The organism is Stieleria sp., from assembly GCF_041595215.1.
Taxonomy (GTDB): Bacteria; Planctomycetota; Planctomycetia; order Pirellulales; family Pirellulaceae; genus Stieleria; species Stieleria magnilauensis.
Genome location: NZ_JBFHKV010001042.1, coordinates 1 through 3,023, shown reverse-complemented (window position 1 = coordinate 3,023; position 3,023 = coordinate 1). Strand labels below are relative to the sequence as shown.

Here is a 3,023-nt window from a genome sequence, read left to right as displayed (position 1 = left end):
GGCCGCCGTCGCGCCCAACGTCGCGTCATTCCCCAAGGCTCCGGAATCGACGGTGGTTTGGCCGGTTCCCTCGTCAAACTGCCACCAGTTGGCCAAGTTGGTTGTCGTCGGCCCGACGTTCAGCGTGGTGTTGACACTGGTGGAATACGCGTCGTCTGAAGCGACCGGAGCGGTGTTGGTGACCGAGACGTTTTGAGCAAATTCAGACGTGTCGGTAAATGCACTGAAACTGACGTTGCTCTTGGTCGCCGTTGCGCTGACGATCTCTCCGGCCAGCACGTTGGCCGTCAACGTCGCATTGATCGTGGCGTTTCCGGATCCGTCCGTGGTGACGTTGGCAAAGCCGAGATAACGCTGTCCCTCGCCGTACCCTGAGCCATCACCCGACGCGCTGGCGAAAAACTCGATGCGGTAGTAACTGTTGGCGACGCCGTTGAGCGTGCCGATGATATTCATGTCGGTCGATGATGTCATTTGCGCCGAGGTAAGTACCGGATAGTTTTGCCGGTTGTTTGCGCCACTGTCACCATCGCCGACGTCGTTGGCTGTGACACCATTTCCACCGAGGTCAATTCCCAGACCAGTGTTCGAATGAATCACATTGGAGAGAATCGCATTGCTGATGATCCCCGCATTTGAATAGAGGCGTATTCCGTCGCGAAGGTTTCCTGCGATCAGATTACCTTCCCCGGCATTTATTCCACCGATGCGATTACCAGACGGGTCGCCCGTCGTCGCGTCGGCAAATCGGCTGATGAAGACACCGTCAAAATCGTTGCCCAAGGTGGCATCGCCATCGACGTCAGCGCCGATGTAGTTGTTGATGATCGTATTGCCCGTCGCACCGACCCCGCCGATGCGGATGCCCAACCCGTTACCGGAGATGAGGTTTCGCTCATAGACGTTTGTTCCACCGATCGTGTTGTTGGCGCTGTCAACAATGATGATCCCGTCATTGGCATTGCCAAGGTCCGCATAGCCGGATGCATCGGTTCCGATGAAGTTCCCGGTGATGGTGGTGGCCGAAGCGCCCGCATTGATCTGAATTCCGGAATCTGAGTTCGCCGAAATGACGTTTCCGGCCCCGGCTATCGAACCTCCGACCACGTTACCGGTGCCGCCATTGATTTCGATACCGTCACCGATGCGGTTGCCGCGATCCAATGAGCCGGTGGCATCGGTGCCGATGAAGTTGCCTTGAATCACATTGTTCGACGTATTGACTTCGATACCTTCCCAATTCATCGAGATCACATTTCGCTCTGCCGCCGTCGTTCCGCCGATCGTGTTTCCCGTACCAGAAATGATTGCGATTCCGACGTCGCTGTTGCCGCCGCCGGTTGCACCGTCGGGATCCAGGCCTACAGTGTTGCCTTGGATGACATGGCCTGTGACACCAGATCCAACGATAGTGATTCCCTCATCGCCATTATTTGTGATGACATTACGAAGAATCATTGCGTTCGAGCCGGCGATATCAATTCCGTCATCGCTGTTCCCTACCCCGCTGTTCCCGATCCCGGTGGTCCCGGTCCCCGCGGTGCCGATCCAGTTGTCGGCGATCGTCACATTGTCCGCGCCCGCTGCGATGTTGATTCCATCAGCAGTGAACCCGGTGACCATGATGCCTTGAATGGTGCTGCCCGCTCCTCCGGCACTGATGCTGATGCCACTGAATCCAGAGGCATTGCCATCGATCCGGACGACCGGGGTGTTTACGTAATCTGGTTCACTCATGCCATCGATGGTGACCGTGTCCGTGATCGTCAGTGCTGAGCCGATGTTGATCGTATGTACGCCGGTGCCCGCGATGGCGAAGTCGATCGTGTCGTCAACGGTTGTCGACGCGTTGGACTGTGCGATCGCCCAACGCAGACTTCCCACGCTGCCGTCATCGAGCGTGTTGGTCACTGTGTAGACATTCAGGACGTGATTCCATTGGGAGAGTGCCTGCGTGTCGAAGGCAATCCCGGCGTCCACGGACCCGACCGTGTATTCCAGATCCCAGTCACCGCCGAGTTGCTCGGCTCCCGTCAAGTCATCGCTGGCCGCAACGTCACAGTCACACAGCGTGGCGATCGAATCGATCAGCGTACGGCCCTCGGCGGTGCTGGCCAGATCGCAGCCATAGATCAAGAGATCGGCGTCCGAGTCGAGTGAGCCGGCCCAAGAGGAAATGTCGCCGGCGTATCCGTTCGCCGAGTACAGGTCCAGCCGTGTGTTGCCGAGTTGCAGTCCCTGTCCGTCACCGTGGGCGAGAATGTGAATCGCATCGACGCCCGACAGTTCGCCGAGGGTCTCGGTGATCCGGGTGATGCCGTCTTCTTCCGACGAGAGTCGAACGACCAACCATTGCGTGCCGTCATCGGAATGGTCCCGCAGTCCGGCCAACAGCGTCTCGGCGTCTTCGACACCGTCGTCGACGAAGACCACTTCGAGAGGACGCGACGGATCAGTCGTGGAAGATTCAAACAGAGTCTTCGAGTCAGCTTGATCCGATTCTGAAGCAACCAAATCGACCGGATGGGCGCCGAACAGCTCGTCAGACGCTCCCGGCGCAGCGGACTGGAGCATCTGCGTCATCGCCGCGTCGAGAAGTTCGACGTCTGCGTCAAAGGGCAAATCTGCCGTGTCGGGACCATCTGCGCTGAGCAGAACGCGGTCCTCCAACAGGAAGAAGTCGAAAACGCGTGGGGGGTGATTCGCCGACAAGGTTGAAGATCCAGTAAAGCGCGAGCGGGGCTGGCGAAAGACGACACCACAGCCCCCGTGTTCGTCGTTTTCACCTTCCAATACCTAAGCCACAAAAGGATGGCGGAGGTGCGCCTCATCGCCAGGACCTGTCAATGCGGGGCAACGGCCAGGCAATCTCGCGCTGACTGAACAGACCAATCCGCCTGTGACGGTTATGACCGCTGCCGCTGGGAATCGATTTGGCGGCCCCACCGCAAAAGGCAGAGCAGCGGGTGCGCCGCTTCCTCGCCACAAAGAACGGTCAAGCAGACGGCATTTGAGCCGGTTAT

General features: G+C 58.5%; 1 protein-coding gene. It reads right to left on the bottom strand.

Annotated elements, in window-relative coordinates:
- On the bottom strand, window positions 1-2,712 hold a 2,712-nt coding region (locus tag ABX749_RS27770; protein ID WP_372898890.1), incomplete at its 3' end, for a DUF4347 domain-containing protein.
- Between the last annotated feature and the right edge of the window lie 311 nt (window positions 2,713-3,023).